This is a genomic window from Candidatus Magnetaquiglobus chichijimensis, from assembly GCF_045865675.1.
GTDB classification, from domain to species: domain Bacteria; phylum Pseudomonadota; class Magnetococcia; order Magnetococcales; family Magnetaquicoccaceae; genus Magnetaquiglobus; species Magnetaquiglobus chichijimensis.
Genome location: NZ_BAAFGK010000004.1, coordinates 1,389,948 through 1,412,336 on the forward strand (window position 1 = coordinate 1,389,948; position 22,389 = coordinate 1,412,336).

The following is a 22,389-nucleotide window of genomic DNA, read 5'->3' on the forward strand; positions in this document are numbered from 1 at the left end:
CAACTTAAACGAAAACCAGGGGAAACCCCCTCACCCACCACCGGAAAACGCCCTCGCGGAACATTCCGGCAGACAAAACCCTACACCCACGACTCCACCAGGGGCGGAAACCGGCAGATGAACCGACTGCCACTGCCCAGATGACTGACGATCTCCAACTTGCCATTGGCGCGGGCCAAGGCCTGTTTCACCAGGGCCAGGCCCAAACCGGAACCGTGATCGTCGTGCAGATCCGGTTGTTCGACCTTCTGCTGGGCGTTCACCCGATAAAACCGTTCGGTCAGACGCGGCAGATGGTGACAGGCGATCCCCGGACCGTTGTCCGTGACCGTCAACATCGGACGGCGTTGCTCATCCAGCCCCCAGGTCACCCCCACCTCGCTCCCGGCTGGGGTGTGTCGCACCGCGTTGGTCAAAAGGTTGCTCACCACGCAGCGCACCAGTTCGCGATTGGCCTCGAACGGAAACGATCCGTCGATCCCGGTCACGAACCGATGTCCCAACTCACCGCTCAAGGCCTCGGCAGCCTCGATCATCTCCTCCAGAAACGGCGCCATGGCCAACCGTTCCACCGGGAACCCATAGCGCTTGGTTCCCAACCGCAACAGCCGGGTCTGATCCTCGATCAACGCCTGCATGCGCAGGCTCTGCTTGTGCAGCAGTCCGATGGCATTCTCCCAATGGGGAGAGTCGGGTTCCATCTCCGGCAACAGCTCCAGCACCCCGCGAAACACCGTGAGCGGGGTCTTCAACTCATGGGAGATGTTGTCCATGAAGTCGTTCTGCCGCTGATCCAGATGATATGGCCCGGAGATGTCGCGAATCAGCACCAGCCACCCCTCGTCCCCCTTGAGGGCCAGGAAGCGGAACTCCAGAACCTGATTGCCATTCACCGGCGAGGCCAGCTCGATGGGCCGGGTGAACTCCTCGCGACGCAGATAGTCGTCGAGCAGAGGATCTTCCATGTGCAGCGCCAAGGGTCTGCCCATGTGCCGCTCCGGGCAGAGTTCCAGCATCTGCCGCGCCTCGGGATTGAACCAGCACACCCCGAAGCGGTAATCAAGCAGCAGCACGCCATCCGGCAAGGCATCCATGGCGGCGCGCCAACGGTTGAAGGCCACCTTCCAGCGCTGACGCAAATGGGGATCGTCCCCGCGCGCCAGACAGACGTCCGGGATATCCTCGTCTTCCACGACCGGTTCGGGTCGCAGACGGTACCCGACCAGCAGCACGATGCCCATCGGCACGAGCCAGACCCACACCGAAACGCTGGACAGACTCCACAGGCAGGCCGGCAAAAAACCGAGCACCGCCAGCCAGGCCAGGGCGCGCGTCTGGTTCATGGTTGCGGCTTGGCGGAAAACATGTATCCCGCACCGCGCACGGTTTGCAACAGCACATCCTTGCCAAAGGGCTCCAGGAGCTTGCGCAACGCCCGCACATGCACATCCACGGTACGATCCCCCACATGCACATGCCGTCCCCAGACCAGATCCAGCAACTGATCGCGGTGGTAGACCCGATCCGGATGGGTGATGAAAAAGCCGAGCAGCCGGAACTCCATGGCGCTGCACTTGAGCGGATAGCGATGGATGCTGATCAGGTGGCGCGCCCGATCGAGCACCAGTCCGGCGAACTCCACCTGATCGTCGAGCATGGAGGGTTCGATGCGTCGCAGGGCGGCACGGATGCGGGCGAGCAGTTCCTTGGAGGAGAACGGTTTGGTGATATAATCGTCCGCGCCCTGATCCAGACCGCTCACCTTGTCGCTCTCCTCCCCCTTGGCGGTGAGCATGATCACCGGGATGCTCCGGGTCAGATCGTCCTTTTTGAGCTGGCGCAGGTAGTCCAACCCCGAGGTTCCCTTGAGCATCCAGTCCAGGAGGATCAGATCCGGGGTGATGTTGCGCATGAGTCCCTGGGCCTCGGGGACGCTGGAAGCCTCGAGGCTCTCGAAACCGGCGTTGGCCAGGATCAGGCAGACGGTATCCCGTATATCGGCCTCGTCATCGACGATCAACACCTTGGAACGCACCCCAGCCATCCTTACCCACTCCCATCGCAAAAGCGATTGACCTTCAACCCTCTTTCCACCCGTCCACCATGCCCAACCCGAACCGCATCGATGACCCACCCATCCAGGAGCCGGATCCGATGGACCCTTCCCCGCCCCACCCGGAAAAACCGCCCACCGCCCCCCCGCTCGCCTGGCTGCGCGCCCATGGGCTGATTCTGCTGGTGGCCCTTCTGGGCGGAATCTTTTCGCTGTTCCTCTTTTTGAGCGTGCGCCTGCAGATCACCCACCACCTTCGACAGGAGTTCGCCTGGGTGGCCCAGGATCGCCACCGGGCGGTCCAGAAGAGTCTGGAGAGCGCCACCATCGCGCTCCACGAACTGCACGATCTGATTCAATCCGCCCCGGAGGTCAACGAATCGACCTTCCAGCGTCTCGCCACCCTGATCCGTGGCCGTCATCCAGGGATCGAATCCCTGCAGTGGATCACCCTGACACCCGCCAGGAATGACCAACCGGAAGCCGCGCGCGTCACCCATCTGGAGCCCTTCTCCTTCCCGCTCTTCAGCCGCGGCCACGACCACTATGCCGACCCCCTCCAACGCTCCTGGCTGGAAGAGGCGCGCGACAGCGGCGCCATGGTGGTCAGCCAGAGGATCGCGCTCACACCGGGCGATCCGAACCGTTTCGGCTTTCTGGCCGCCCTGCCGGTCTACCGCTCGGATGTGCGCGCGCTCTCGGTGCTGGAGCGACACGCCTTCCTAAGCGGCTACATTCTCGGGGTATTCCAGTTCGCCACCCTCGCCGAACAGGCCATCGCCCTGCTCGAACCGCGCGGCGTGGAGTGCATCATCCTCGACGACCGGGCGCCTCCCGAGGCGCGTTTCCTGCACTTCTACGCCTCGCGTCTCATCGGCGCACCGTTCTCCTTCGCCGACCCCCACGACTGGAAAGCCTGGATCGAACGACCCAACCCCAAACTCACCGCCACCAACCGCTTCGGCAACCGCGACTGGTCCATCACCTGCTCCCAGACCGACCATTTCCGCTCTGCGGAGTGGTTCGTGCACGGGGATTGGGTGGTGTTTCTGGCCGGACTCCTGCTCACCAGCCTGCTGGTGCATCACCTGTGGCGCATCAACCGCGAACTGATCCTGCGCACCCGCATGGCCCGCCGCTTGGAAAAATCCGAACGGCTGTTGAGCATTCTTTTCTACCGCTCCCCGGACACCATCCGTCTGGTGGACCGGTTGGGCAACCCGCTCTTGATCAACCGTACCCGGGCCGTCATCGACAACGATGCGTCGGATCCCCTGGTCGTCCAACCGGAGGGGTTCCAGGAGCTTTATCGCCACACCCTGGAGCAGGCCTTCGCCATGAACGAAGTCCGCCACCTGCACCATCGCGCCGGACACGACCGCTGGTTCGAAATCCGCGTCGTGCCTTTGCGCGAGGAGACCGGGGCCCCCACGGCCATGGTGGTCACCACCGACATCTCGGTGATCAAACTGCTGGAGGAGCAGGCCGCCAAGAATGCCCGCCTGGCCGCCCTGGGGCTCATGGCCGCCGGCGTGGCCCACGAGATCAACAACCCCAACAACTCGATCTATTACAACGCCAGCATGCTCGCCGACGCCTGGCCCACCGTGAAGTCGATCCTGGACGACTACCATCGGGAACAGGGCGATTTCGTGATTTCCGGCCTCTCCTATGCGGAGATGGGCGAAAAGATCCCGAAGATCATCGGCTGGATCCTCGACAACACCGAACGGATCAAAAAGATCGTCGAGGCCTTGAAAAACCTCTCCCGCGACGAATCGACCACCGTCCGGCACCCGGTCGATCTGGCGGAACTGGCCAGAGGAGCGCTGGTCCTGCTCAACACCACCATCCAGAGTCATACCGAGCGGTTCACCCACCACTTCCCGGAGAATCTTCCACCGGTTTCCGGCCATCCGCAGCAGCTCGAACAGGTGTTGATCAACATCCTCGTCAACGCCCTGCAATCCCTGCCCGATCGCGGCCACGGCGTCCATCTGGAGGCTGTCCACGACGAGACCAACCGCCAGGTGATTCTCATCGTGCGCGATCAGGGGTGCGGCATCCCCCCGGCGGTGTTGGAAAAGATCACCGAACCCTTTTTCACCACCCGTCTCGAGAAGGGCGGGACCGGACTGGGACTTTCCATTTCCGCGTCCATCGTCAAGAATCATGGTGGTCGGCTGCGCTTCGAATCCCGACCCGACCAAGGCACCACGGTATTCGTCCATCTCCCCTGTCATGGAGATCTCGCATGAACGATGGCAAGCTCACCGGCAAACCGCCGGTCATTCTCGTCGATGACGAAGAACACGTCCTCAACAGCTTAAGCCTGTTCCTGCGCGGTTCGGGCATCAAGGAGGTGGTCACGATCGGCGACAGTCGCGATCTGATGGCCATGCTGGCCCGCCGCAAGGCCATGGCCGTGATCCTCGATCTGTTCATGCCCCATCTCTCCGGCCTGGAGCTTTTGCCGGAGATCATTCGCCACCACCCCGAGGTGCCGGTGGTGGTGGTGACCGCCTCCCAGGAGGTGGAAACCGCCGTCACCTGCATGCGCGAGGGGGCATTCGACTATCTGGTCAAACCGGTGGAACGGACCCGCTTCGTCACCACCGTGCGCCGCGCGGTCGATACCTTCCTGCTGCGCAAGGAGGTCCATGCCTTAAAGAGCTATCTGATCCACGGCGGCCTGATCCACGAAGAGGCCTTCCGTCCGATCCTGACCAACTCCACCCAGCTCAAGGGCATTTTCCAATACATCGAGGCCGTGGCCGGCAGCGGCGAAACCATTCTGATCACCGGCGAAACCGGGGTCGGCAAGGGGCTGATCGCCGAGGCGATCCACCAGGTGAGCGGTCGTTCCGGCGCCTTCGTCCCGCTCAACGTCTCCGGACTCGACGACGCCCAGTTCTCCGAAACCCTGTTCGGCCACCGCAAGGGGGCCTTTCCCGGCGCCGACACCAACCGGGAGGGTCTGGTGGCCCGCGCCTCGGGAGGCACGCTGTTTCTCGACGAAATCGGCGATCTCAAGCCCGCCTCCCAGGTCAAGTTGCTCCATCTGTTGCAGGAGCAGAGCTACTTCCCCCTGGGTTCCGATGTCCCCAAACCCAGCAACACCCGCATCCTCACCGCCACCAACACCGATCTGCGCAAGATGATCGCGGCTGGCACATTCCGACAGGATCTCTACTACCGGCTCACCTCTCACCGCGTCGAGATTCCCCCCTTGCGGGAGCGACCCGAAGACATCCCTCTGCTGCTGGGGTTCTTCACCCAGGAGGCGGCCCGCTCCATGAACAAATCCGTGCCCAACACCCCACCGCAACTGCTCACCCTGTTGGGGGCCCATCACTTCCCCGGCAACGTCCGGGAACTGCGCGCGCTGGTGCATGATGCGGTGGCGCTCCATTCCGGCGGCCCGACCCTCTCCATGGAGAGCTTCCACCAGGCGATCCGCGCCCACAACCATTCCAACCATGCAACCCTGGAACGGCTGGAAGGGGGAGCCACCCCCAACGCGGCGCTGTTCACCTCCGGCCCGTTCCCCACCCTCAAGGAGGGGATCGACGCCATGGTGCTCGAGGCGATGCGCCGCGCCAACAACAACCAGGGCATCGCCGCCACTCTGCTCGGCATCACCCGGCAATCCCTGAATCGTCGGCTGATCAACATGCGCACGAAACACGGATCGCCTGATCTCGATCCCTTGATGGAATAATTTGGTGCACTTTTAACAAGGGTGCAGCAATTGCTGCTATTGTATCATTTTGCTGCACCCCTTTTCCAGGCAGAATTCGTATTCGATCAAAAAAAATCGATCGATTTCGCAACCTTCCTCGCAGACCAGCGTGCAATCGAATCAGAACATTGAATTTTAATATTTTTCTCAATTCCTTCCCATTCCTGAACCCGACTTCCCATTCGCCAGATCGAAACCCATCGTCATAACTTTGATATTTAGAATATTCTAATATAATTATATTTGTAAGAAAAATATCCACACCACCCCTCACCCGTCATCCATAACCGCGCCATCACCCACCCTGCCGTCTCCGACCACCCCAACCCTGCCAATCGCCCGTCCCCCGCACCAAAATCCCAATCGGGACAAACTCTCCACCCAAACACGAACCATACCGATTCCCGTCCCCATGACCACGTAAAAGCCATGGCTATTTCATTCAGGCAATGCTAGAATCTCTGCCGGTTTCAACTCACACTCAAGATTCTGGGAGACCGCCCAATGTCCAATACGAAGTCCGAAGAGTCCAAAAAGTCCGAAGATACCCACCACAAAGGTCGCCATCACGCCCAGTCCCGCCACAAGGAAGTCGTCCTGGGTACCGGGAGTCAACAGGCCAAACGGTCCGCGCATCCCAAATTGAAAAAGATCTCCGAAGAGGAGTATCTCAAAATCATGGGCCCGCTCCACATCGAGCTGGTAAAGATGCAGAACTGGGTCAAGGAGAACGGCCACAAAATCATCGCCATCTTCGAAGGACGCGACGCATCGGGCAAGGGGGGCACCATCAAACGGTTCATCGAACACCTCAACCCGCGCGGCTGCCGGGTCGTGGCCCTGGAAAAACCGACCGATCAGGAGCGGTCCCAGTGGTATTTCCAACGCTACGTCAAGCACCTCCCCTCTGCCGGCGAAATCTGCATGTTCGACCGCAGCTGGTACAACCGTTCCGGCGTGGAGCGGGTCATGGGCTTTTGCACCAAGGATCAGGTCAAGGAGTTCCTGCGCACCGTGCCCGAATTCGAACGGCAACTGGTGGCCTCCGGCATCACCCTCTTCAAGTTCTACTTCTCGGTGAGCAAGGAAGAGCAACTCCGCCGCTTCAACAGCCGTCAGAACGACCCCCTCAAACAGTGGAAACTCTCCCCGGTGGACAAGGAGTCGCAAGACAAGTGGGATGAATACACCAAGGCCAAGGAGGACACGTTCTTCTACTCCTCCACCGAACAGTGCCCCTGGACCATCATCAAGTCCAACGACAAGAAACTGGCCCGCATCAACGGCATCAAGTATGTATTGAGCTGCCTGCCCTACACCGGCAAGAAACCGGAACTCCTCGACTACGACAAGCGCGTGGTGCGCACCGTCTTCGAAGAGATCGGCATCGATTGATTCACCCGTGCATCGAACCCCGGCCCTCCCGTGGATGATTCATCCTTCGGGAAGGTCGGGCTCGATGACGGGATGATTGGATGACGGGATGATTGACAAGCCAGAGGGAAACTTCCTGGTGCGTGCGCCCAAAAATGAAGCCGATTCTTCCTGGAAGAACCTTCAATCCTGATCAGTCTCGACCAGCGAATAAAGCAGACGAATCTCCTCGGGCCAGAGGGTTTCGTCGATGGTCTCCAGGACCAGAGGAATCTCCTCAAGCCGGGGATCGTTCATGATGAAGCGGAACGGCTCCAGGCCGAGTTTCCCCTTGCCGATGCTCTGATGGCGGTCCACCCGGTCGCCGAGGTCCGGCTTGGAGTCGTTCAGATGCATCCCCTTGAGATAGGAAAAACCGACGATCGACCCGAAACCGGCCATGACCTCCGCATAGCTGGCCGCGTCGCGCAGATCGTACCCGGCCACGAAGGCGTGGCAGGTATCCAGACAGACCCCGATGCGTGATTTGTCCTCGATCCGCTCGATCAGATAGGCGAGCTGCTCGAAGGCAAACCCCAGATTCGACCCCTGCCCGGCGGTGTTCTCGATCACCGCCGTGACCCCCTGGACCGCCTCCAGAGCGCGGTTGACCGACTCGGCGATCCGATCCAGACACGCCTCGGGCGAAATCTGGCGCAGATGACTGCCGGGATGGAAGTTCAACCGGTTCAGACCCAGCAGACGGCAGCGCTCCAACTCGTCGATGAAGGCTTCCAGCGACTGTTGTCGGGGCCCCTCCTCGGGATGACCGAGATTGATCAGATACCCGTCGTGCGGCAACACGTCGTCGGCGCGAAAGCCCCCCTCCGCCATCCCCTGGTGGAAGGCGTCGATCTCCGGGGGGGTCAAGGGCCTGGACTTCCACTGGCGCTGATTCTTGGTGAACATCGCGAAGGCGCGCGCGCCGATCGCACGGGCATTGAGCGGAGCATTGCCCACCCCGCCTGCGATGCTCACATGCGCGCCGACCCGTTTCATCGCTTGCCGCTCCGGCCTTTGCCCTTGGCGCGCGCGTTCGTTCGGCTCTTCTTTCCCTTGGACCCGGCACCCTTCCCCTTCTTGTCCGATCCCTTGCCGCGCCTGGCCGGCCTGGATGCGCTCTTGGCGCGCTTGTCGGTCTTGGCGCGCTTGTTGGTCTTGGCGCGTTTGGCCGCCTTCGGCACCCCCATCAAACGCCGCTCCTGACCCACCGAGGGAATCATCTGTTCCAGGGATGAACTCAAGAATGCCTCGGAAAAGAGCTGCTTCTCATCCTCGGTCAACTCCCGCTCCACGACGGAAACCTTCCCATTCATCTCGGCGTGCAGCATGTTCTGCACCTCCACGCCGATCTCCTCTTCCAACTGGTGATCCGTACCGGATTCACCCAAACCGCTCGTTCCTGACATCTCAACCTGCCCTGATAAAAAGTGAAACGATGAAAAAGATTGCAAAACAGACGATACTCACCACCAGCCAGGAGCTGGTCTCCTTCTTGACCCCTTCCACCTGCTTGCCGAGCTGCTCCACCTTCTGGTTGGATTGGACGGTGGTGTTCGCCAACTCCGTCAGACGTTTTTGCGCCCCTTTGAACTCCTCCAGACCGCGACGCACCTCCATTTTTTCCTTCTCGAGCGCGCCAGGCAGGGTGTACAAGGCCGCCTTGAGCAACCTCACCTCCTCCTCGAGAATCGCCAGCCGATCCAGAACATTGGCGGTGGAATCGACAGCCAAATCCCGAGGCTCATCCAACTGGGCATCCCCGTCACCGGTCTCATTTTCCATCGGTCTTCCCCATCTCCCTCACATAAGGATCCATCCCGCCAGTCATGATCTGTTCAATCTGACACATCACGGCTCAAAAAGCCAGTCTCAGCGCTCGCGAAACGCCTTGTTGACCGAGGCGTAGATCGGCTTGAGCATATACTCCATCAGGGTCTTGGAACCGGTGTGGATATCCGCCTGAACCGCCATGCCGGGCAGAACCTCGTTTTGTTTCGGATCGGTGCCCACATAGGCGTGATCCAAACGGATGATCCCCTTGTAATAGGGGGCCGGATCCGCAGGATCCTTGAAGGTGGACGCGGAGATCGACTCCAGCACCCCATCGATGCCCCCATAGCGCGAATAGTCGTAGGTGGTGACCTTGACCGTCACCCGCTGCCCCGGATGCACATGACCGATATCACGGGTGGTGATGCGGGTTTCGACCTTCCGGGTGGTCTCGACCGGCACGATTTCGGTCAACATCCCACCCGGCGGCACGACGCCACGCAGGGTCTCCATCTGCAAATTCTTGATCACCCCCTTGACCGGAGCCTTGACCTCCAACCGTTCGACGCGATTCTCCTGGCGCAGCATCCCCTCTTTCAGCTGACGCAGCTCCGAAGAGAGGGATCCCAGCTCCTTCAGGGCCTCCTGCCGCACCTCGTCGTCGAGCGAGACGATCTGCTTGACCGACTCGTCCAACTCCTTTCTGGCGGTGATCAGATCCGCCTGGGTGCGCTCCAGATCGCCGGCGACACGACTGCGATCCCGTTCGCTGCCCAGGGCCGCCAGGCGGGACATCACCCCCTTGGCAAGCCCGGCACGCCGCATGGCCACCTCCTCGTCGTAATAGCGCAACTGCTGCTCGAGGTTCTCCTTCTGGGTGGAGAGGCTGGACAACCGGGTACGCCGCTGATCCATCTTGAGCCGCATCACCTCGCGCCGACTCTCCAGAAACGACCGTTGCGCGGCGAGCAGCTGCACCTGTTCGCGCTTGAGATGGTTGAATTCATTCGGAATCGATGCAAAATCAGGCTCCTTCTCGTCCAGGAACGCACGATTGCGGGCAATCTGCGATTCCAGGGCCGCATGTCGGGCGCGCATCTGATTGAGTTCGGCCAAAGCCGACTCCGGCGCCATCTGAAAGAGCACCTTGCCCGACTCGACCAACTCCCCCTCCTTGACGAGGATCGCCTTGACGATCCCCCCCTCCAGATGCTGAATGCGTTGCACCGGACCAGCGGGCATCACCTCACCCACCGTGGCGGCCATCTCCTCCATGCTGGAGAAGGATGCCCAGACAACGAAGAGGATCAACAGCGCGGCCATGAACACCAGGGAGAGCCGCACCAGATACGACAGACCCGACTCCTCCAACACCACGGATTGAGCCAGATAACGCCGCTGCTTGCTCCCCTGTTTCATGGTCTGGGCGACCTTTTTCTCGGGTTTCAACGCATCCAGATCAATGGGCGCGGGGGGCGGCGAGGAGGCGAGGGGCGGCGGGGCCGGGGTCGAAGCCGGGGTCGAAGCCGGGGTCGGAGCCGGGGTCGGAGCCGGGGTCGGGGTCGGGGTCGGGGTCGAGGCCAGGGTCGGAGCCGGGGTCGGCGCGGGTACGGGCTTCGGAGCCGGGGTCGGGGTCGGGGTCGAGGCCAGGGTCGGAGCCGGGGTCGGCGCGGGTACGGGCTTCGGAGCCGGGGTCGGAGCCGGGGTCGGAGCCGGGGTCGAAGCCGGGGTCGGAGCCGGGGTCGGAGCCGGGGTCGGCGCGGGGGTCGGAGCCGGGGTCGGCGCGGGGGTCGGAGCCGGGGTCGGAGCCGGGATCGGCGCAGGGGTCGGAGCCGGGGTCGAAGCCGGGGTCGGAGCCGGGGTCGGAGCCGGGGTCGGAGCCGGGGTCGGCGCGGGTACGGGCTTCGGCGCCGGGGTCGGAGCCGGGGTCGGCGCGGGGGTCGGAGCCGGGGTCGGAGCCGGGGTCGGAGCCGGGGTGGGCTCGACAGTCGGCTTGGGCGCGGCACCGATGGCAAAGGTGGCCTTCATGCGTCTGAGCGCCTCGGGAGTCGGCGCGGGCGTCGGGGCCGGGGTCGGCGCAGGGGTCGGGGTCGGCGCGGGCGTCGGGGCCGGGGTCGGCGCGGGCGTCGGAGTCGGCACGGGCGTCGGGGCCGGAGTCGGCGCGGGGGTCGGGGCCGGAGTCGGCGCGGGGGTCGAGGCCGGAGCCTGAACAGACGATCCTGCCGAGGGTACGGAAGCCACGGCAGAAGCCCCCTGCTCCCCCTTGGGCGCCGCTCTCCCGATGGCGAACGACATGCGCGGCGCGGGACGGGACTGCGGCTTGTCGATGGATTCGCTCATACGAAACCTCCTGGAATCTGACGCAGCACATCATTCGGCTTGCCGGAAAGACGCAGATACCCCTGATCGAAGTAGAGCACCTGATCGGCCAGGCGGATATGGCTGGGCCGATGGGTGACGACGAAGATCGTCCGCTTGCCTCGCAACTCCTGAACCACGCGGATGAAGGCCTGGTCATCCTCCCAACCGAGACTGTTGGCCGGTTCGTCGAACAGCATGATCGTCGAGGGCTTCAGATAGGCACGCGCCAGGGAGAGCTTTTGCACCATGCTGGATGGCAACTGCGCGGATTTCTGGTCACCCACCCGGGTCCAGAATTTTTTCGGCAGGGCCATGATCTCGTCGTACACCTGGGCCTTGCGACAGGCATCCTCGATATCCTCGTCCGAGGCGGTGGCGTGGGCCAGTCGCAGATTCTGGGCGATGGTGCCGTAAAACAGATTGCACGACTGGGGCACATAGGCGATGGCATGCCGCAATTCGATGACGTTCATCTGGCGGATGTCCAGGCCGTCGATGCGGATGCTGCCCGCCTGCGGGGTGTAGAGACCAGCCAGCAGTTTGACCACGGTCGATTTCCCGGAACCATTCGGACCGATCAGCGCCACCACCTGTCCCGGCTGCACCTCGAAGCTGATGCCCATCAGTGCCGGTTCGGCCTCCGGAATGTAGCGGATGCTCACGCGCACGAAGGAGATCTGCCCCTTGAAGCTCTTGATCGGCTCGATGGCGGTGTACTCTTCCCGCTCGGGGGTGACGTTCATCAGGCTGTTGATCTGGGTGATGCTCGAGCGGACCTGTTCCAGGCGGGTCATGGCGATGAAGGCGCTCTGGATCGGGGCAAGCACCCGCCACACCAGCACCATGGAGGCGACCAGACCCCCGGTGGTCATCGATCCCTCCATCACCCGGAACACCCCCAGACCGATGACGGTCACGCCGGATCCGACGATCAACACCGTGGAGATGGCGTTGACCAGGGCGTTGATGAGCGCGGTGCGAAAGTTGGCCATGGCAGCCTGGGCGGAGAGTTGACGGAAACGGCCCAGCCAGATCGACTCCATGCCGCTGTATTTCAGGGCGCGCATGCGACTCAACGCCTCGACGACGAACTCCTGTTTCTTGCTGGTGGCACGCCGCGACCGGGCCTCCTCACGGGCCACCATGGGCATCATGATCGCCCACAGGGCCACAAACAGGGCCATGGTCACCATGGGCACCAAGGCCAGGGGACCGGCAAGAAGGGCAATCACCGCGAAGAAGACCACGGAGAACGGCAACTCGAAGAAGACCATCATCAACGGCCCGGTGAAGAACTCGCGCACCGAGTCGAAATCCTTGATACGCGCCACCTGGGCGCCGGTCGGGGCCCGTTCGGTGAAACTCGGGGTCAGAGAGAGGATGCGCATGAAGATGGCGTTGCTGACGATGCTGTCCATGCGCGAGCCGACATACATGAGCATCTTGGTGCGCAGCTTGCGGATCATCCAGTCGAAGATCATCACCACGCCGATACCGATCAGCAGATGGGTCAGGGTATCCAGGGAGCGGCTGCCCACCACCCGGTCGTAGACCGCCATGGTGAAGAGCGGCGGGACCACCTGAAGGATGGTGATCGCGAAGGTGACCATAAAGATGTAAACGATCAACTGCCGGAATCGCTCGGCGATCATCCGGAACCAGCCGAGCCGCTTCTGGGTCATGGCCCGCTCTTCCAGGTCCATGGCCGAGAAGAAATAGGCCGTGCCCGAGATCCGTGCCAGGGGGAGCCGTTCCACCTCGCCGTTCTCGCCGTTGAAGATGATCCAGCCATCCTCCTTGCGTTTGAGCAGCACGATGGCCGCGGATTTGTCCGGCACGAACAGGCAGGGCATCAGCCGCGGATCGATCTCGCGCGGATCCAGACGGGCCGGTCGGCTGATGTAGGTGAGATTGGCCATCATGTTGCGAAGACCGGTCAGATCCAGGGTCTCGGCGAAGTGCGGAAGCGCCTCGGCCAGATGACGCATATCCCCACGGTATCCCAAGGCCATCAAAAGCGGAATCATGCAGGCCCCGAAGTCCGACAGGCGCGAAAACTCGGCCAACAGTCCGGTGACCGGCTGCCTGGGTTTGATCATGCGTCGGATCGATTCAAGTTCCAGATCCCAATCGGGAATGACCGGATGGGGCATGGTCATCCCGAAGCGCCTCCAGCAGGGGCGGCGGGAGCCGGTGGCGGGGGTTTGAACGGCGCCCTGGGCGGCTTGATCGTCAGCGCGCCATCCTTGAGTTCATAGACCCGATCCGCGAGTTTTTCGAGCGACGGACGATGGGTCACCATGATCAGGGTGACCTTGCCGTGCATCAACTCCAGCGCATGTTTCAACTTTTCATCGCCACCGCTGTCGATGGCGGTGTTGGCCTCGTCGAACAGGAGGATGCGCGGCGACGAGACCAACGCCCGCGCGATGGTGATGCGCTGTTTGATGCCGCGCGGAATCGACTCGTCGGCCCCATCGTCGATGATGGTTTCGTAGCCCTTGGGAAGTTTGGAGATGAAATCCTCCAGTTGCAGCAGGGTCGCGGCCCGCATCGCCGCCTCTTCGCGTTCCGGGCGGAACATGTGGATGTTCTCCAGGATCGTCCCCTTGAAGAGCATGCCGGTCTGGGGCATGTAGGCGATCTGTTCGTGCAGGGAACTCGTATCGTACTGGTTGAGATCATATTCGTCGATCAGCACACGTCCCTGGGTCGGTCGGATCGCCCCCATCATCAGCCACAACAGGGTGGTCTTGCCGCTCGCGCCCTGGATGGCGATGGTCTCGCCGGGATTGACCACCAGATTGATATCCCGCAGCACCAGCGGCGCCACCGGCGGCTTGGCATTGGGATTGGCATTGGCATGTCCATCGGCCATCTCCACCGGATAGGCGAAGCTGACGTTCTCCATCACCAGCCGTCCCTCGATCTCGGGCAGGGGCTGAGAACCGGGTGGCACGTCGGGATTGAGTTCGAAGATGGCGTTCAAACGCCGCCGGGAGACGCGAATGGTCTGGAAACGGGCCCAGATGGCCACAGCGCGCTGCAACGGCTGGATCGAGCGTCCGGCGAGCATGCTGCATGCCGACAGACCACCGATGGTCAGATCGTGGTTGATCACCTGGATGCTGCCGAAGGCGACGATGGCCACGGTGGCCAACTGGGCAAAGAACGAACCGATGTTCTGGGCATCGGCGCTCTGCATGCCGACATTCTGGGCCCCCATGGCGCAGGCGTCCTGCAACCGCTCGTAACGGCGCAGCATCATGGCCTCCATGGCCATGGATTTGACGGCGTGGATGCCGTTCAAGACCTCGATGATGAAGTTGACGCGGATGTCGTCCGCCTTGACCCGTTCGGAAACGGCATGATGCAGTTTGTCGCCGATGTAGAGGGTGAACAGGACAAACAGAATGAAGACGATGATCGGGATCAGCACCAGCAGGCCGGCCAGATGGTAGATCATGATCAGGAAGATCGGCACGAACGGCAGATCGAGAATCACCAGCACCGCGGCCCCGGAGTAGAAATCCTTGATGACGTTCAGGGCGTTGAGCCGTTCCAGATGGATACCGGAACCGGTCCGTTCGTAATCGGCCAGATTCAGCGAAAAAAGCCGCTCCATGGCGCTCACGCCGGCGTTGTGTTCGAACCGGGCACCCAGCCAGGCGCCGATGTAGGAGCGTCCCATTTTCAACAGGGCCTCGAGCAGCATCGCCACGCCCACGCCGAGCAGCAGCCAACTCAAGGTGCTGACCGCCTCGTTGGCCAGGATGCGGTCATAGACCTGCAGGAGGGTGAGCGGCAGGACCAATGCCAGCAAGTTCAGCATGGTCGAAACCAGCATCAGATCCCAGATCGAATCCGCGACCACGGAAAAAGGGGTCAGGCGCGCGGGCCAGCCATCCTTCGAAAAAAACGCATCCTTCACCATGCCCAGCCCCATTCCACCCAACTTGGAGGCTGTTTGACGATTCAAAACCCGACGAATCGCCAAACGATTCTGGTTTGAAATTCGTTCAAAACAGAAATCACGAATGACTTGCAATTTGGCGGCCATCCAAAGCGCGAGCCGGGCGGACCGGCTCGGACCGAACAACCCGGCTCGACGCCCCATGCAGCCTGCTTATCGGTTGGCGACTTCGCCATCACAAGAACGAATGTCAAAATATCCCCCATCGCGGAAGCACACCGAACGGGGAACACCCTTCCCGCCCTTGCAAAAAACATAACAGGCACAATAATTGCTGATGGATGAACCATCGTCAATTGGATTTCTTGCCGGAATGGACAGACGTGTGAAAAGGGGTTCACTCACCGCCGCACTGTTGACCTTGGTCGCCCTGAGTCAGAGCGCCCCAGCCTGGTCGCTGACCCTCGGCGATGCGGTCAACGAAGCCATGCGCGCCAATCCCAAGCTTCTGGCCGCCGGTCAGAGTCTGGAGGAGACCCGGCAACGCATCCGGCAGGCCTACGCCGGCTATCTGCCCACGGTGGATTTCAACATGGGCACCGGTCGGGAGTGGACCAACACCCCGAGCAGCCGCTTCACCGCCAAGGGTGGCCTGACCCTGGATCGCGGCGAGGCGGGCTTGAACATCAACCAGCCGCTCTTTGACGGTTTCAACACGGTCAACAAGGTGGAGCAGGCGCGCGCGCAGGTGCAGGCCGAGGATTACGGCTTTCTGGACACCGCCGAAACCGTCATCCTGGATGTCGCCCTGGTCTACGCGGAAGTGATGAAGCAGCGTCGTCTGCTGGAGCTGTCCAAGGAGGCGATGACCATCCATTCGGAGATCCTCGTCAAGACCCGCCAGACCATCAAGCTGGGAATCACGGCAGAGATGGATGCCCGTCTCACCGAGAGCCGCGTGGCGTTGATCGCCTCGGAACTGGCGGCCACCGAAGGTCATCTGCGCGCCGCCGAGAGCCGCTTCGCAACCTTGGTGGGATTTCCCCCCGGCGAGCTGTCCCCTCCCCTGATCGACAAGAAATTCCTGCCCAGGGAGCGTTCCGACGCCCTGGAGACCGCGCTCAACCGACATCCGTCGCTGTTGGCGGCCAGGGCGAATCTGGAATCCACCCGCGCCGAAGGCAAGGCCAGCGCCGCATCCCTGTGGCCGAAGATCAGCCTGGAGATGGCGATGTCGGACAGCAACAACGCGGGGGGCGAACGCGGCTATTCGCAGGATGCCTCGGCGATGCTGCGTTTCAAGTACAATCTCTTTCGGGGTGGCGCGGACAGCTCCAAACTCAAGGAGAGCGCCCACAAAGCGGCGCGCATCCGCGACAAACTGGAGGAGACGCGGGATCAGGTCGAAGAGCAGGTGAACCGCTCCTGGAACGCCCTGATCGCCTCGCGCGCCCGTCTGCAAAGCCTGGAAAAACACGTCGAGACCATGCGGGCGGTCCATCGGGATCGGCAGGAGCAGTATCGTCTCGGCAGTCAGACCATGCTCGATTTCCTGAACTCCGAGCACGAACTCCAGTCCGCCAAACGGCTGCTGGTCGAGGAGGAGTATCAGTTCCTGATGGAGTCGTTCCGGCTGATCTCGTCGATGGGGCTTCTGAAAGAGACCCTGGTTCAGCCGGACCCCACCCCGCCGGAACTGGTGTTGCAACCGTTCCAGAAGGCGCAAGAGCCCTCCCGCGCCCCCACGAATGCCCGCGCTCCGGAGCCGCCACCCGCCGCCCCCTCCGAACTGACGAACGCACCCGCCACCTCGCCCGCGACCAGACTGGCGAAAAAAACCGCCAGACCAACGGCCACGGACCGCCCCGCCCCCGCCGCGCTCCCCGCGGATGCGCCACTGACCCACGCCCAGGAGGAGGCGATGGACCAGTTGGTCGAGGCCCTGTTCCTCCCGGAGACGGAACAAAGCGCCTCCCTGCCCCCAGACGAGGCGATCGCGCCACCCGCGAGTTCCCAGGTCGCCCCACCCGTGACCGGTGAGGAGAAAATCCCGGCGGCGGAGGCGCGCGCCGCCCTGCTCGCCACCGCCGGTCAACAGGGCAAACCCTCGCCCCGCGCGGTCAACCAGGCCCTGGATGCGCTGGCCAAGACCATGGACCGCTCCAGCGACGCCAACCCGGCCCCACCGCACAACGATCCGCATATTCAGGCCGATGCCAACGCCCAACCCGCCATCGCCGAGGGGGATCGTGTCACCCCGCGCGAGTTGGCCAGTCTGATGAGTCTGGAGGAGCGCACGCCCACCGCGAAATATCCGCCGGTGGATCTGTTGCACTACACGATCCAGATCGGCGCGTTCGACGACGAGACCTCGGCGGTGAAGCTCATCGGTCTGTTGCAGCTCAAGGGGTACGACCTCTATTTGCAAGAGATCCAGGAGGGGAAGGATAAGATCTGGTATCGGGTGTCGATCGGTCGCCTGGAGAACGAAGCCGAAGCGCGCGCGCTGTTGAAACGATTCACCGAGCAGGAGGGGAGACCCGGTTTCATCACCCCGATGGCACGTCGCGGAAGCTCGTCGGTCGGGCAGTCGCTGCCGTTTGCCGATGCCCCGATTCCAGCCCGCGCGCAGAAGCCAGCCGCCCCTCAACCGCCCCAACAGGCCACCCCGGAAAACCACGCCCACGCGGCGCAATCCACCATCCCGGCCCCGTCCGTGGAGAATGCCGCCTCGTTCCAGCCCCCGACCACGACCAGCCTGGAAGGGTTTGCGGTGCAGGTGGCTGCCTTCCGCAATCCCATCGACACCGAAAAGCGCCTCGAACAACTCTCCCGCCAGGGGTTCGATCTGCACCTGTGCGAAACCCGCGACGCCCAGGGCCACAACTGGCAATTGATCTGGATCGGTCGTTACGACGACAAGACGTCGGCCCAGAAAGCGGCGGAAGGGTTCTTCGAAAAAAGCAACCAGGCCGCCCAGGTGGTCGAAATCCGCCCCTCCACCCCCGAGGACCCGCAACTCATCACCCGCATCGGCGGCGGGATGTGAACCTTTCCAATTCGACCCGTCCGCACCAGACCCCATCCCCTCAAACGGTTATGATCCCCAGTTCCCGTGCCAGTTCATGATTGAGCACCACGATCGCGTTAGGAGCAATAGACCAGGTTTTGACCGTTGGACGCAAGGCGGGGCACTGGGCTCCGACTATTCTGCAGCTATCTGAAAACAAATGCTAGCGGACTATAATTAATGAACTCCGATCGTGATATTAGCAGTTTATGAATAAATAAAAACTTTTGGATTGAGTTATCGTCAACAATTTCGTCTCGGTAAGTTTTGCTAGTATGCGCTAACAGGCATCAGAATAGTCGGAGCCTAGAGCCCCGCCCAATCCCCTTCCTGAATATCCGCTTGAAGACCGTTGCCTCGGAAAGTACATTTGCGCAGACGGAATCCAGCTTTTCTTTCTTGCTCCTGTTCCACGAAGGACTGCAAGGCCGACTCCACCACCTGCCGCAGGGTCTGATTGCGTTGATGTGCCAATTGTTGAGCGGTCAACATCAGGGTGTCATTGATTTCAATCGTGGTCAGCATGGCCGATCTTGCTCCGTTTCAGGTATTCATGTTGTGGGGATACCACGGCATACCGCCACATCAATCTCGACCCCGCCGCGCACAGCCTTTTCCGCCTGTTGCATCAATTGGGTCGCCACCTTTTCTTCATGATACGCCTCGCCGCAATTATCACAGACCAAGGCTGGCACCTCGCGGAACACCAAGGTGGCCCCTCTGCGTTCCAGAGTCACGCTGACCGTACCCGGTCTGGTCTCTCCGTGTTTGCAAACTGCGCATTTCATGGTCTGTTCCTCCGGGTACTCCAATCCGGCAACCATAAGGTCGGGTTTGGATGATAAACAGTGATAATAATTTTTCTTTTTTCTTCACTATTCTCCGCCACGACCACATGAAAGGGCTTGCAGTTTTTTACATGCCCTAGCATCAACCTGATTGAGTAGTGAGTATTATCTGGATCATCCTCAATCACATTATTTTTTTTCAATGTGTTGTGAATCTCATCCATAGATATTTCCTGATCAAACATTCGCTGCATGACGCGCAAAGACAAAATAATATTAATTGTTTTTTCTTTGTTAGTAGTTTTAATTTGTTCAGGAAGAGCTTCCCAGAATTGTTCAACAATTCCAGAAAGCTCATGAAACTTCTCAGGAGTTATCCAAAGATCGTCTGGGTTAGCCTGATCAAAAGGGGGGATTTTTTTTATTTTATCAAACAGAACAGGTGACAGTTCTGGGTATGGACCTTTAAAGAAACCAGGATCTTTCTTGAATAATTTTTCACACGAAGAACCAGCACCATGTTTTATTGTATTGGAAACAAGGCTTAATGTATGGAGACCTTCCATAATCGTTTTCGCATCTTGATGTTCGCAAAAATTCCACTCTTTTAGCCAGTTGCGAATTTTTAGAAAATCGGCCTGTTGGATCGTCTTTTTTGGGTCTTCCCCGAAGTACTTCTCTGAAAAAAAATGGGCTTCTCGTTCAAGAAAAGACTTGAGTGTCCTTTCCCACAAATGATACAGCCCGGCTGTCGCCAGATTCATCATTTGCCCTTTTACAAACAAAAGATTATCAAAGTGTTCCTGTCCTCTGGCCTGGGCCAATTCAGCCAGATCAGCACAATCTGGTCCATCCTCCCATCCAGGGGCTGAACACAATCTCTTATATTCTTGCTTAATAAAATCCTCTCCGTCTTTTTCAATATATTGAAAAACATCCAGCACATGTTTTTCAATACCTTGGACAAATGCTTTGTGCTGACCTAAAGCAAGAGCCCGGTTTGACGTGCAGAAATGTAAAAAACGATCAGATTCCATCAACGTTCCCCCTTCTGACAAACTCCGCCCACACCGCCTCATAATCCTTTTCCCGGTCGCACTTGTCAAACGAATTAAGGCTTTTTTTGCGTCGGCAGGCGACGCAAAAAGCCTTAATTCGTTCCCGAATCTTATCCGGTGGGATCGTCCGCGAACAATCAAAAAACGGCGCTCCGCGAGATGCGGCGCTCCGCAGGGAAAAGATCGGGCAGTGCGTGGAATCGGTTGCCGGAAAACTGGCAGGATGGGGGAGTCCCCTCACCCTCCGACCTGGGGAAGCTCCCTGACGGGAGTTCCACGATCAGCTCAACAGGAGAACGGATGATCCATCTCCAGATCCGCCGGATCGAACTCCGCCAGGGTCGGGAGGATCGGGGATCCCAGGGAGGGGCGGGCTTCGTCTAGGGCGCTCTTTTCGCTCAGCACGAAACACTCGAACAGACCGGCACGGGGATTGGAACTCCACCACCGCTCGGCGGTGGTCACCACCTGATATTGGAGCTGGGTGGCGCTGACACGCAGATCCAAAAGCTCCACCCGGCAGTGGGCGAGCGTGGACAACTCCTTGGCCAACGACCACAACGCCACCGGATCGGCCTCCCCCTCCAGGAGGATGGCCAACTCCAGCGGCACGCCCAGGGTGCCGGATCCCTTCTCGATGCGCTCCCCCAGGGCATAGATGGCGATCACGCTCGGCATGGCGGACTGAATGCGGGAGATCAACAACGCCTGATTGAAAGCCCCCCCCTCCTCGACCTCGGCGCTGAACTCCCGCCAGGCATCCCACACCTTGTCCATCCCGTGGTTCAGACTCTCGCCGCTCGGATCGTCGCGCAGCTGTTCCTGAACCGCCTGCACCGGATCCTTGGCCAGAAGACTCTCCCCGGAGGTGGCGATCTCCTCCACCAGCACGATCAGGCGCGCCTGACGGCCATAGAGACTCTTGTAAGGGGACGGGAGGGTGATGTTCCCCTCGGGCGTGATGTCGGCCTGAATTTCGATCGCTTGCATGCCCTCTGACTCCCATGACGATGGTATTGGGTACTTCAAGGCAACCTCCGCAAGCTTGCGTTGCCGTGGCACGCCCATTCAGGAGACCCACGGGTGGGGTGGAGGGGTGCGCCCCCCACCATGCAAATTGACTGCCAGTGATAAATATCGTTAACTCAACAGTTTAAGCAGCATTTGCGGCTGCACGTTGGCCTGGGCCAGAATCGCCGTGCCCGCCTGCTGGAGAATCGACGCCCGGGTCAAATGGGCGGCTTCCAAAGCCACGTCGGCATCGCGAATGCGCGAACGGGCGGCCTCGGTGTTTTCGCTAACATTCATTAAATTAGACAACATCCCCTCGAAACGGTTCTGCGCCGCGCCCAGATTGGCGCGGATCGAGGCCACCGACTCCAAGGCGCTGTCCACGCGACCGATCAGGGTGCTGGCCCCACCCTGGGTAAGCATCGAGGTGAGGCTGCCGTTGTTGCCCAACCCCAGCGCGCTGACATGGGCCAGGGTCATCTCCACCACCACGTTCTGACCGGCGTTGGCACCGACCTGGAAACTCATCTGCAGCGAAGTGCGCGACCCGCCCGGCGTACCGCCCGGCGTGGTGAAATAGGCGATGTTGGAAACCCCGTTGAGGAGCGTGTAATGGTTGTAGGTGGTTTGAGCGGCGATGCGTTGGATTTCGGAGATCAACTGATCCTTCTCAAGGCTCAGGCTGGCGCGATCCGTGCCGCTGACCGTGCCGTTGGCGGCCTGCACCGCCAGTTCGCGCATGCGCTGCAACGCCTCGGTGGTGGCCTCCAGCGCCCCGTCGGCCACCTGCACCACGGAGATGCCGTCGTTGACATTGCGGATCGCCATGTTGAACCCACGGATCCGGGCACTCATGCGGGTGACGATGGAGAGCCCCGCCGCGTCGTCCGAGGCCCGCTCCACCCGCAACCCGGTGGCGAGACGACGCATGGTCGTCTCCAGACTTCTGGTCTGGATCTCCAGGGCGCGTTGCGTGTTCAGCGCCGCCTGATTGCTCCGCAAGGTGACAAACATGTTTTTCGACCACTCTTTTCGCCAGCCCGTCCGATTGTGGCGCTGCCGTGCTCCCCACGACGCAAGCCCACCCGATCCGCGTCATCCCCATGGGAAGCGCTGATTCGTTTATCGTCGCGCGGGCCGGAAAACTGAATCTTCTTTTTTCAATACGCGCCGATTCCACGCTGTATACGAAACATCTGGCTGGCGT

Annotated in this window: 18 protein-coding genes; 5 read left to right on the forward strand and 13 right to left on the reverse strand. The window is 60.9% G+C overall.

What is annotated here, in order from left to right; genetic code table 11:
- Nucleotides 1-80: 80 nt before the first annotated feature.
- Together ACOY6C_RS10220 and phoB are read right to left on the reverse strand one after the other, a co-directional pair.
- Nucleotides 81-1,343: an ATP-binding protein gene (locus ACOY6C_RS10220; RefSeq protein ID WP_420905373.1), complete on the reverse strand. Its 1,263-nt coding sequence runs from the start codon at nucleotides 1,341-1,343 to the stop codon at nucleotides 81-83.
- Nucleotides 1,340-2,044, reverse strand: coding sequence for a phosphate regulon transcriptional regulator PhoB (gene phoB / locus ACOY6C_RS10225; RefSeq protein WP_420905374.1), 705 nt, complete (start codon nucleotides 2,042-2,044; stop codon nucleotides 1,340-1,342). The genes ACOY6C_RS10220 and phoB overlap by 4 nt, the downstream gene beginning before the upstream one ends.
- Before the next feature lie 110 nt (nucleotides 2,045-2,154).
- Here phoB and ACOY6C_RS10230 point away from each other — a divergent pair, with 110 nt between their 5' ends.
- The 3 genes from ACOY6C_RS10230 to ppk2 all read left to right on the forward strand — a co-directional run bounded on the left by ACOY6C_RS10230 (nucleotide 2,155) and on the right by ppk2 (nucleotide 7,190).
- On the forward strand, nucleotides 2,155-4,311 hold the full coding sequence (locus ACOY6C_RS10230) for an ATP-binding protein (RefSeq protein WP_420905375.1): 2,157 nt from the start codon (nucleotides 2,155-2,157) through the stop codon (nucleotides 4,309-4,311).
- The gene (locus tag ACOY6C_RS10235) at nucleotides 4,308-5,774 is read left to right on the forward strand and encodes a sigma-54-dependent transcriptional regulator (protein ID WP_420905376.1); all 1,467 of its coding nucleotides are present in this window, start codon (nucleotides 4,308-4,310) and stop codon (nucleotides 5,772-5,774) included. The genes ACOY6C_RS10230 and ACOY6C_RS10235 overlap by 4 nt, the downstream gene beginning before the upstream one ends.
- 525 nt (nucleotides 5,775-6,299) lie before the next feature.
- Nucleotides 6,300-7,190, forward strand: a complete 891-nt coding sequence (gene ppk2, locus ACOY6C_RS10240) for a polyphosphate kinase 2 (RefSeq protein WP_420905377.1) — start codon at nucleotides 6,300-6,302, stop codon at nucleotides 7,188-7,190.
- A gap of 162 nt (nucleotides 7,191-7,352) precedes the next feature.
- Here the strand turns inward: ppk2 and nfo are convergent, their stop codons facing one another.
- The 4 genes from nfo to ACOY6C_RS10260 all read right to left on the reverse strand — a co-directional run bounded on the left by nfo (nucleotide 7,353) and on the right by ACOY6C_RS10260 (nucleotide 10,430).
- Nucleotides 7,353-8,207, reverse strand: coding sequence for a deoxyribonuclease IV (gene nfo / locus ACOY6C_RS10245; protein WP_420905378.1), 855 nt, complete (start codon nucleotides 8,205-8,207; stop codon nucleotides 7,353-7,355).
- Nucleotides 8,204-8,599, reverse strand: a complete 396-nt coding sequence (locus ACOY6C_RS10250) for a hypothetical protein (protein ID WP_420905379.1) — start codon at nucleotides 8,597-8,599, stop codon at nucleotides 8,204-8,206. Before ACOY6C_RS10250 ends, nfo begins: the two co-directional genes overlap by 4 nt.
- Before the next feature lie 19 nt (nucleotides 8,600-8,618).
- Nucleotides 8,619-8,993 (reverse strand): hypothetical protein, encoded by a 375-nt coding sequence (locus ACOY6C_RS10255; protein WP_420905380.1) that lies wholly within the window; start codon nucleotides 8,991-8,993, stop codon nucleotides 8,619-8,621.
- Nucleotides 8,994-9,080: 87 nt separating this feature from the next.
- Nucleotides 9,081-10,430 (reverse strand): HlyD family type I secretion periplasmic adaptor subunit, encoded by a 1,350-nt coding sequence (locus tag ACOY6C_RS10260; protein WP_420905381.1) that lies wholly within the window; start codon nucleotides 10,428-10,430, stop codon nucleotides 9,081-9,083.
- Nucleotides 10,431-10,443: 13 nt separating this feature from the next.
- Between ACOY6C_RS10260 and ACOY6C_RS10265 the strand changes: the two genes are divergently transcribed.
- Entirely contained in the window at nucleotides 10,444-11,190 is a 747-nt protein-coding gene (locus ACOY6C_RS10265; protein WP_420905382.1) for a hypothetical protein, read from the forward strand.
- Between the two features lie 127 nt (nucleotides 11,191-11,317).
- Here the strand turns inward: ACOY6C_RS10265 and ACOY6C_RS10270 are convergent, their stop codons facing one another.
- Nucleotides 11,318-13,501, reverse strand: coding sequence for a peptidase domain-containing ABC transporter (locus ACOY6C_RS10270; RefSeq protein ID WP_420905383.1), 2,184 nt, complete (start codon nucleotides 13,499-13,501; stop codon nucleotides 11,318-11,320).
- Complete coding sequence (locus tag ACOY6C_RS10275) at nucleotides 13,498-15,276, reverse strand: peptidase domain-containing ABC transporter (protein ID WP_420905384.1); 1,779 nt, start codon at nucleotides 15,274-15,276, stop codon at nucleotides 13,498-13,500. Before ACOY6C_RS10275 ends, ACOY6C_RS10270 begins: the two co-directional genes overlap by 4 nt.
- A gap of 364 nt (nucleotides 15,277-15,640) precedes the next feature.
- Between ACOY6C_RS10275 and ACOY6C_RS10280 the strand changes: the two genes are divergently transcribed.
- Nucleotides 15,641-18,304: a TolC family outer membrane protein gene (locus ACOY6C_RS10280; RefSeq protein WP_420905385.1), complete on the forward strand. Its 2,664-nt coding sequence runs from the start codon at nucleotides 15,641-15,643 to the stop codon at nucleotides 18,302-18,304.
- A 327-nt stretch (nucleotides 18,305-18,631) separates the two neighbouring features.
- On the opposite strand, the gene ACOY6C_RS10285 is transcribed toward ACOY6C_RS10280, so the two are convergent.
- The 5 genes from ACOY6C_RS10285 to ACOY6C_RS10305 all read right to left on the reverse strand — a co-directional run bounded on the left by ACOY6C_RS10285 (nucleotide 18,632) and on the right by ACOY6C_RS10305 (nucleotide 22,196).
- On the reverse strand, nucleotides 18,632-18,850 hold the full coding sequence (locus tag ACOY6C_RS10285) for a type II toxin-antitoxin system VapB family antitoxin (RefSeq protein ID WP_420905386.1): 219 nt from the start codon (nucleotides 18,848-18,850) through the stop codon (nucleotides 18,632-18,634).
- A gap of 26 nt (nucleotides 18,851-18,876) precedes the next feature.
- Nucleotides 18,877-19,149, reverse strand: coding sequence for a type II toxin-antitoxin system MqsA family antitoxin (locus tag ACOY6C_RS10290; RefSeq protein ID WP_420905387.1), 273 nt, complete (start codon nucleotides 19,147-19,149; stop codon nucleotides 18,877-18,879).
- The gene (locus tag ACOY6C_RS10295; protein ID WP_420905388.1) at nucleotides 19,110-20,150 is read right to left on the reverse strand and encodes a DUF4258 domain-containing protein; all 1,041 of its coding nucleotides are present in this window, start codon (nucleotides 20,148-20,150) and stop codon (nucleotides 19,110-19,112) included. The genes ACOY6C_RS10290 and ACOY6C_RS10295 overlap by 40 nt, the downstream gene beginning before the upstream one ends.
- Before the next feature lie 306 nt (nucleotides 20,151-20,456).
- Entirely contained in the window at nucleotides 20,457-21,161 is a 705-nt protein-coding gene (locus tag ACOY6C_RS10300; RefSeq protein WP_420905389.1) for a hypothetical protein, read from the reverse strand.
- A 150-nt stretch (nucleotides 21,162-21,311) separates the two neighbouring features.
- The gene (locus tag ACOY6C_RS10305; RefSeq protein WP_420905390.1) at nucleotides 21,312-22,196 is read right to left on the reverse strand and encodes a flagellin N-terminal helical domain-containing protein; all 885 of its coding nucleotides are present in this window, start codon (nucleotides 22,194-22,196) and stop codon (nucleotides 21,312-21,314) included.
- Between the last annotated feature and the right edge of the window lie 193 nt (nucleotides 22,197-22,389).

What these genes read in the sequence shown, in the direction of transcription:
- ACOY6C_RS10305 (WP_420905390.1), bottom strand. Translation starts at nt 22,196, where the DNA reads ATGTTTGTCACCTTGCGGAGCAATCAGGCGGCGCTGAACACGCAACGC.
- ppk2 (WP_420905377.1), top strand. Translation starts at nt 6,300, where the DNA reads ATGTCCAATACGAAGTCCGAAGAGTCCAAAAAGTCCGAAGATACCCAC.
- nfo (WP_420905378.1), bottom strand. Translation starts at nt 8,207, where the DNA reads ATGAAACGGGTCGGCGCGCATGTGAGCATCGCAGGCGGGGTGGGCAAT.
- ACOY6C_RS10265 (WP_420905382.1), top strand. Translation starts at nt 10,444, where the DNA reads ATGGGCGCGGGGGGCGGCGAGGAGGCGAGGGGCGGCGGGGCCGGGGTC.
- ACOY6C_RS10255 (WP_420905380.1), bottom strand. Translation starts at nt 8,993, where the DNA reads ATGGAAAATGAGACCGGTGACGGGGATGCCCAGTTGGATGAGCCTCGG.
- ACOY6C_RS10270 (WP_420905383.1), bottom strand. Translation starts at nt 13,501, where the DNA reads ATGACCATGCCCCATCCGGTCATTCCCGATTGGGATCTGGAACTTGAA.
- phoB (WP_420905374.1), bottom strand. Translation starts at nt 2,044, where the DNA reads ATGGCTGGGGTGCGTTCCAAGGTGTTGATCGTCGATGACGAGGCCGAT.
- ACOY6C_RS10230 (WP_420905375.1), top strand. Translation starts at nt 2,155, where the DNA reads ATGGACCCTTCCCCGCCCCACCCGGAAAAACCGCCCACCGCCCCCCCG.
- ACOY6C_RS10290 (WP_420905387.1), bottom strand. Translation starts at nt 19,149, where the DNA reads ATGGTTGCCGGATTGGAGTACCCGGAGGAACAGACCATGAAATGCGCA.
- ACOY6C_RS10300 (WP_420905389.1), bottom strand. Translation starts at nt 21,161, where the DNA reads ATGCAAGCGATCGAAATTCAGGCCGACATCACGCCCGAGGGGAACATC.
- ACOY6C_RS10235 (WP_420905376.1), top strand. Translation starts at nt 4,308, where the DNA reads ATGAACGATGGCAAGCTCACCGGCAAACCGCCGGTCATTCTCGTCGAT.
- ACOY6C_RS10285 (WP_420905386.1), bottom strand. Translation starts at nt 18,850, where the DNA reads ATGCTGACCACGATTGAAATCAATGACACCCTGATGTTGACCGCTCAA.
- ACOY6C_RS10295 (WP_420905388.1), bottom strand. Translation starts at nt 20,150, where the DNA reads ATGGAATCTGATCGTTTTTTACATTTCTGCACGTCAAACCGGGCTCTT.
- ACOY6C_RS10275 (WP_420905384.1), bottom strand. Translation starts at nt 15,276, where the DNA reads ATGGTGAAGGATGCGTTTTTTTCGAAGGATGGCTGGCCCGCGCGCCTG.
- ACOY6C_RS10220 (WP_420905373.1), bottom strand. Translation starts at nt 1,343, where the DNA reads ATGAACCAGACGCGCGCCCTGGCCTGGCTGGCGGTGCTCGGTTTTTTG.